Origin of the sequence: Pseudonocardia nigra, assembly GCF_019396355.1 — a bacterium.
GTDB lineage: Bacteria > Actinomycetota > Actinomycetes > Mycobacteriales > Pseudonocardiaceae > Pseudonocardia > Pseudonocardia nigra.
The window spans coordinates 90,884-97,588 of record NZ_JAHKRK010000003.1; the positions used below are offsets into that span (position 1 = coordinate 90,884).

General features: G+C 71.1%; 5 protein-coding genes. 4 read left to right on the plus strand and 1 reads right to left on the minus strand.

Features of this window, described 5'->3' with window-relative positions; all coding sequences use genetic code 11:
- Nucleotides 1-5 precede the first annotated feature (5 nt).
- From KME75_RS01800 to KME75_RS01815, 4 genes are read left to right on the plus strand one after another with little or no spacing between them, the layout of a single operon-like run.
- Nucleotides 6-947 carry an ABC transporter permease gene (locus KME75_RS01800; RefSeq protein ID WP_219412725.1) on the plus strand — a complete coding sequence of 314 codons (942 nt, stop codon included), beginning with the start codon at nucleotides 6-8 and terminating at the stop codon, nucleotides 945-947.
- 38 nt (nucleotides 948-985) lie between these two features.
- Nucleotides 986-3,124 (plus strand): ABC transporter ATP-binding protein, encoded by a 2,139-nt coding sequence (locus KME75_RS01805; RefSeq protein ID WP_219412726.1) that lies wholly within the window; start codon nucleotides 986-988, stop codon nucleotides 3,122-3,124.
- Between the two features lie 51 nt (nucleotides 3,125-3,175).
- Nucleotides 3,176-4,867, plus strand: a complete 1,692-nt coding sequence (locus KME75_RS01810; protein WP_219412727.1) for an ABC transporter family substrate-binding protein — start codon at nucleotides 3,176-3,178, stop codon at nucleotides 4,865-4,867.
- 33 nt (nucleotides 4,868-4,900) lie between these two features.
- Entirely contained in the window at nucleotides 4,901-5,869 is a 969-nt protein-coding gene (locus KME75_RS01815) for a DUF3592 domain-containing protein (RefSeq protein ID WP_219412728.1), read from the plus strand.
- A gap of 145 nt (nucleotides 5,870-6,014) precedes the next feature.
- On the opposite strand, the gene KME75_RS01820 is transcribed toward KME75_RS01815, so the two are convergent.
- Nucleotides 6,015-6,563 carry a DUF2087 domain-containing protein gene (locus KME75_RS01820; protein WP_219412729.1) on the minus strand — a complete coding sequence of 183 codons (549 nt, stop codon included), beginning with the start codon at nucleotides 6,561-6,563 and terminating at the stop codon, nucleotides 6,015-6,017.
- Between the last annotated feature and the right edge of the window lie 142 nt (nucleotides 6,564-6,705).

A 6,705-nucleotide genomic window follows, 5' to 3' on the forward strand; every position in this document is an offset into this window, starting at 1 on the left:
CTGACATGAGCACCACGACCAGCGGTTCCGCCAGCGGGACCGGCTCCCCGATCGATCCGGCGACCGACCCGGTCGCGGCGGGAGGCGCGTCCCCCAGCCGCCGCAAGCTCGTGATACGGCGGTTCTTCCGCCACAAGCTCGGCGTCACCGGGCTGGTGGTGTTCGTCGGGCTCTTCGCGCTGGCCTACCTCGGCCCGCTGATCAGCCCGTGGACCGTCACCAACCAGGACTTCACCAGCCTGCTCGAACCGCCGACGCCGGATCACTGGTTCGGCACCACCCAGATCGGCGAGGACGTGTTCGTCCGCACGATGGACGGGCTGCGGAAGTCCCTCGTGATCGGCCTGCTGGTCGGCCTCATCTCCACCGCGATCGCCACCATCGTGGGCGCCACCGCCGCCTACTTCGGCGGCTGGGTCGACCGCGCGCTGATGTGGGTGGTCGACCTCATGCTCGTCCTGCCCGCGCTGCTCGTCATCGCGATCCTCAGCCCGGCCTTCGAGGGCTCCACCTGGCTCATCCTCGTGGTCCTGCTGGCGGCGTTCTCCTGGATGATCGCCGCCCGGTTGGTGCGCGGGATGACGCTGAGTCTCCGGGAACGCGAGTTCGTGCAGGCGGCGAAGTTCGCGGGTGTCCCGGCCTGGAAGATCATCCTGAAGCACATCATCCCGAACATGGCCTCGCTGCTGATCATCGACGCGACGGTCAACATCGGACAGGCCGTGCTCGCGGAGACCAGCCTGAGCTACCTCGGGTTCGGGGTGCAGCCCCCGGACGTCTCCCTCGGCACGCTGATCTCGGAGGGCAGCCGCTCGGCGCTGACGTTCCCGTGGCTGTTCCTCTTCGCCGGTGGCCTGCTCGTGATCACGGTGCTCGCGGTGAACCTCATCGGTGACGGGCTGCGCGATGCGCTGGACCCGCAGAGCACCCGCAGTGACGCCCGATGACCACCACACCCCATCACCGGTTCGACAGGAGTGCCCCGATGAACCCCGACGAGCCCGTGCTCGAGCCTGCCTTCGACGGCAGCGAGCCGGTGCTCGAGGTCAATGATCTGGACATCTCGTTCCCCAGTGAGGCCGGGCGTGTGCACGCAGTGCGCGGCCTGAGCTACCAGGTGGCGCCGGGCGAGGTCCTCGGAATCGTGGGCGAGTCCGGCTCGGGCAAGTCGGTGTCGTCGATGGCCGTGATGGGTCTGCTCCCGCCGCAGGCCAGGGTGAGCGGGTCGATCCGCTTCCGCGGCACCGAGCTGCTCGGCAAACCGGACAGCGAGCTGTCGCGGATCCGGGGCCGGCAGGTCTCGATGATCTTCCAGGACCCGCTCTCCGCCCTGACGCCCGTCTACACGGTGGGCGACCAGGTCGCCGAGGCGGTGCTCGTCCACGGCGGCAAAAGCGTGTCGAAGCAGCAGGCCGCGAAGCGCGCGGTGGAGCTGCTCGACCTGGTCGGGATCCCCAAGGCCGCCGAACGCGCCAAGGCGTTCCCGCACGAGTTCTCCGGCGGTATGCGGCAGCGCGTCGTCATCGCGATGGCGATCGCCAACGACCCCGACCTGATCATCGCCGACGAGCCGACGACCGCGCTCGACGTCACCGTGCAGGCCCAAGTGCTCGAGGTGCTGAAGACCGCGGGCGAGGTCACCGGCGCGTCCCTCGTCATGATCACCCACGACCTGGGCGTCGTGGCCGGCATCGCCGACCGCGTGATGGTGATGTACGCCGGGCGCACGGTGGAGACCGGCGCCGTCGACGACATCTACCGCCACCCCCGGATGCCCTACACGGTCGGGCTGCTCGGCTCCATCCCGCGCGTGGACGTCGAGGCGCGCGAGAAGCTGGTGCCGATCGAGGGCCAGCCACCGTCGATGGTGCGCCTGCCGGTGGGCTGCCCGTTCCATCCGCGGTGTCCGCTGGCGATCGACGAGTGCCGCGACGGCGAGCCGGACCTGCTCCCCGTGGACGGGCTGCCGGGGCATGCGGCCGCGTGCATCCGGCGCGGTGACGTCGCCGCGCGCGACACCGGCGACCACACCGACCTCGCCGAGGTGTACGGGCTGACGCACGACCTCCCGTCCCAGGAGCAGGAACGGCGGCCACGGGAGCACCGCCCGGTCGTCCTTGAGGTACGCGACCTCGTCCGGCACTACCCCGTGACGAAGGGGACGGTGTTCCGGCGGCAGGTGGGAGAGGTGCGCGCTGTCGACGGCATCTCGTTCGACGTGCGTGAGGGCGAGGCGCTGGGCATCGTCGGCGAGTCCGGCAGCGGCAAGACCACCACGCTCATGGAGATCCTCAACCTGGCGGCCCCGACGGCCGGCACGATCGAGGTGCTCGGCCGCGACGTGCGGAAGCTCACCGGGAGGGACCGCAAGGAGCTGCGGCGCGACCTCCAGGTCGTCTTCCAGGACCCGATGGCCTCGCTCGACCCCCGGCTCCCGATCTCGGACACGATCGCCGAGCCGATGCTCGCCCACGGGTTCGACTCCGCGCACGTCAACCGGCGGGTGCCGGAGCTGCTGGACTTGGTCGGGCTGCCGCGCGACGCCGCCAGCCGGTACCCGGCGAACTTCTCCGGCGGGCAGCGGCAGCGGGTCGGCATCGCGCGGGCGCTGGCGTTGGAGCCGAAGGTGCTCGTGCTCGATGAGCCGGTCTCGGCGCTGGACGTCTCCATCCAGGCCGGCGTGATCAACCTACTCGAGGAGCTCCAGCGCAAGCTCGGGCTGGCCTACCTGTTCGTCTCCCACGACCTGTCGGTCGTCCGGCACATCGCCCACCGCGTGGCCGTGATGTACCTGGGCAAGGTGGTGGAGGTCGGGGAGACCGACGAGGTGTTCCGCGCGCCGGAGCACCCGTACACGCAGTCGCTGATCTCCGCCATCCCGATCCCGGACCCGGAGAAGGAGCGCAGGCGGGAGCGGATCCTCCTGACCGGCGACGTCCCCAGTCCGACGGATCCGCCGTCCGGGTGCTCGTTCCGCACCCGCTGTCCCCTCCACGCACAGCTGAGCCCCGAGCGGGCGCAGCGGTGCATCGATGTCGAACCGGTCCTGATACCCGGGACCGGCGGCACCTCCGACGACCACCGGGCGGCCTGCCACTACGCAGCCCCGAAGCCGGTGCTCTGAGCAAGCAGCTCGCTCAACGGCGAGAGAGTCCGAACAGATGGAGAACGAGTGATGAGAGCACGCAGCCGGCTGAGCGGGCTGGCCGTCGCGCTGACCGCCACGCTCACCCTCACCGCGTGTGGCGGTGACGGTGGCGGCACCGGCGGTGGCGGTGCTGCTCCGGAGGAGGCCCCGGAGCTCGGCACCAGCGCCATCAACCCGGTGGACCCGGCGCAACTGCGCGACGGCGGCGACCTGCGCTGGCCGATCAACAACTACCCGCAGAACCTGAACTACCACCAGTTCGATGGCACCGAGGCCGACACCGAGGACGTCACCGACCCGCTGATGCCGCAGGTGTTCCTCATCCAGCCGGACGGCACGGCCGAGGTCGACACCAACTACATGACGTCCGTCGAGCTCACCTCCCCCAATCCGCAGGTCGTCACCTACACCATCAATCCGGAGGCCGTCTGGAGCGATGGCACACCCATCACCTGGGAGGACTTCCGGGCGCAGTGGCAGGCCCTCAACGGGACGAACCCGGCCTACAACGTGTCGGCCACCAACTCGTATGCGCCTATCGCCAGCGTAGAAATGGGCGTCGACGACAAGCAGGCCGTGGTGACCTGGAGCACGCCCTTCTCCGACTGGCAGTCGGCGTTCAGCCCGCTGTACCCGGCGTCGACGAACGGCGACCCGGAGGCGTTCAACACCGGCTGGCTGGAGGAGCCGCAGGTCACCTCGGGTCCGTTCCAGCTGCAGGCCGTCGACCGGACCGCGCAGCAGATCATCCTGGAGCGGAACCCGAACTGGTGGGGGCCCACTCCCAAGCTCGACCGGATCATCTTCCGGCTGATCGACTCGGCGGCCATGCCCAACGCGCTGGCCAACGGTGAGATCGACTTCTACGAGATCGCCTCCGACATCAGCCTGTTCGAGCGCGCCCAGGGGATCCCGAACGTCGACGTCCGCAAGGCTCTCGCGCCCGACATGCGGCACTTCACGTTCAACGGCGCCGAGGGCTCGATCATGGCCGACCAGCAGCTGCGGATCGCGGTCCAGAAGGGCATCGACCGGACGCAGATCGCGCAGGCGATGCTCGGCCGCATCGTCCCGGACCCGGTGCCGCTGGGCAACCACATCTACCGCGCGGGGCAGGAAGGCTTCCAGGACAACGACGCGATCGTCGAGTACAACCCCGAGGAAGCCGGCGCGATGCTCGACGAGCTCGGCTGGGTGCGGGAGGGTGAGGGCACCCGCATGAAGGACGGGCAGCCGCTCGCGATCCGAATGGTGATCCCGACGAACACCGCGACCAGCGAGCAGGAGGCCCGGATCGCGCAGGAGCAGCTGCGGCAGATCGGCGTCGACCTCCAGATCCAGGCCGTGCCGCTCAACGACTTCTTCGAGAAGCACATCCTGGTCGGCGACTTCGACGTCACCGTGTTCTCCTGGCTGGGCACCGCGTTCCCGGTGAGCTCCACGCGGTCGATCTACACCCTGAACGAGGACACCCAGCAGAACTTCGGCCGGATCGGCAACGAGACGATCAACCAGCTGTACGACGAGGCGACGACCGTCCTGGACGAGCAGCGCAAGATCGAGCTCGCCAACCAGATCGACACCGAGATCTGGGCGTCCGGGCACTCGCTGCTGCTCTACCAGCGCCCGAACGTCTACGCCGTGAACAGCAACCTCGCCAACTTCGGCGCCTTCGGGTTCGCCGACGAGGTCTACACGGTGATGGGCTTCGTGCAGTGATGACCGATCGCCCCATCGGCGATGGCGTCTGAGATGACCGACCGGTCCCCCCGCGAGCGTCGCTCCGGGGGGACCGGCCTGTGTGCGCCACCCGTCCGCCACGGGCTGGTCCTCACCGCCGCGGTGCTGGTCTGCTGCGCGGTGGTGCTGGCGCTGTGCTGGGCGTCGTGGTCGGGAGTCCGGGACCAACTCACCGGACTGACCGCGCGGGCCGTCGGCACGGTCACGGAGACCGAGGTCGGGGGCGTGGCCGACACCGTGCGCGTCCGGTGGCAACCCGCCGGGGGCGCCGAGCGCGTGCTCGACGTCCGCCTGGGTGGGAGCGTCCCGCCCGTCGGCAGCCGCACCGAGGTCGCCTACGACCCCGCCGACCCGACGCGGGCCACGGTCCCCGGATCCGCCGCGATCGTCGACGGCAACCGCGCGCTCACCGACGCGTTCTGCGTCGCCGTGGTGGCGATCGCGGTGCTCGTCCTGGGCGGCGTCCGCTGGTGGTTCGCCGCGGCCGCGGTCCGCCGCAGGCCCCGGAGGATCGCGGCCCGCCGGGTGCGGATCCAGTCGGGGCTGCTGTCCCGGTCGTGGCTCGAGACCGAGCACGAGCCGCAGCGCTGGGTCCCGGTCCACTTCGACCCGCTGCTGGTCACCCTGCCCGCCCCCACCACGGTCACGTTCCTCGGCGACCCGCTGCGCGACTCCTGGGTGGGCGCCGAGATCGACGGCAGGCGCATCTACCCGGCGGGTCGGGTGCGCACCTCGGAGCCCCGGGGCCGTCGGGTGGACAACCCGATGCGGCCCGACGCCGACACCGCCCGCCGCGCCCGCCGCGCCACCCTCGGCCGTCACCTGCTGCTCGACGCCGCTCTCGTGGCCCCGGCGCCGCTGGTCGGGCTCTTCTGGGCCTACCTCGACGGCGGCGGCCTGTCGTCATGGGCGGGCGCAACGGCCATCGCCGCCGTGGTGGGACTGTGGACGGGCGCGTACCGGGGCTCGGACCCCAGCTGACCGGGCGGCCACCCGGAACGGCTGCGCGATGCACCCCGATTCGGCCGATGCCCCCCGTCGACGGGGCGCACGCGCCGACACGGGGTGCATCAGCGCGCACGGGGTGCATCGGCCGGGGCGGGGCCAGCCACGTGCGCGAGGGCGCTCAGTCGTCCAGCACGTCGATCCACCCGCCCGAGCGCCAGTACTCGCCGCCCTCGCGCGCGAGCAACTGGTGGTCGACGAGGTAGCGCCGCAGCGTGGCGTGGTCGGCCGTGCCGCCGTCGGTCCACGCCCGCAGCACGGCGTCGACCTCCCGCTCCGGGTAGCGCACGCCGGGCTCGAAGCTCTGCACCACGTGCTCCAGCACGAGCCGGCGCTTCGCGTCCTGGGCCGGGAGCGACAGCAGCGTCCCGTCGCGCACGAACCGGCCCACCACCTGCTCCACGCCGGGGTCGGCGTAGCCGAGGTCCTCGGCCTGCTGCACCGGTGCGGCGGCCCGGGCCGCGTCCTTGAACAGCTCGACCCGCACGCCGAGCTTGTCGTCGACGAGCCCGCCCGCCTGCAGCTTCTGCACGGCCTTGCCGACGGCACGGGCGTCGAGCCCGGTGGCGGCGGCCACCTCCGCGTGCGTGCCGGCACCGAGCACGAGCGCCGAGACAACCCGAAGCCGATCAGGCTCGGCGAGCAACCCGACGAGGTCGGCAGGATCCACGCCGGGGAGGTTACCGCCCGTCCGGTTCGCAGCAAGGTGGCTTTACTGCCGTCCAGTGGCAGTATGGTCACCTTGCTGCGAGGGGGACGGGGCGGGGACGGGGCGGGGACGGGGCGGGTCTGACATGGCGGGGAGCTCCACG

Coding starts and splice junctions, on each gene's coding strand:
- KME75_RS01810 (WP_219412727.1), top strand. CDS start 3,176: ATGAGAGCACGCAGCCGGCTGAGCGGGCTGGCCGTCGCGCTGACCGCC.
- KME75_RS01815 (WP_219412728.1), top strand. CDS start 4,901: ATGACCGACCGGTCCCCCCGCGAGCGTCGCTCCGGGGGGACCGGCCTG.
- KME75_RS01800 (WP_219412725.1), top strand. CDS start 6: ATGAGCACCACGACCAGCGGTTCCGCCAGCGGGACCGGCTCCCCGATC.
- KME75_RS01805 (WP_219412726.1), top strand. CDS start 986: ATGAACCCCGACGAGCCCGTGCTCGAGCCTGCCTTCGACGGCAGCGAG.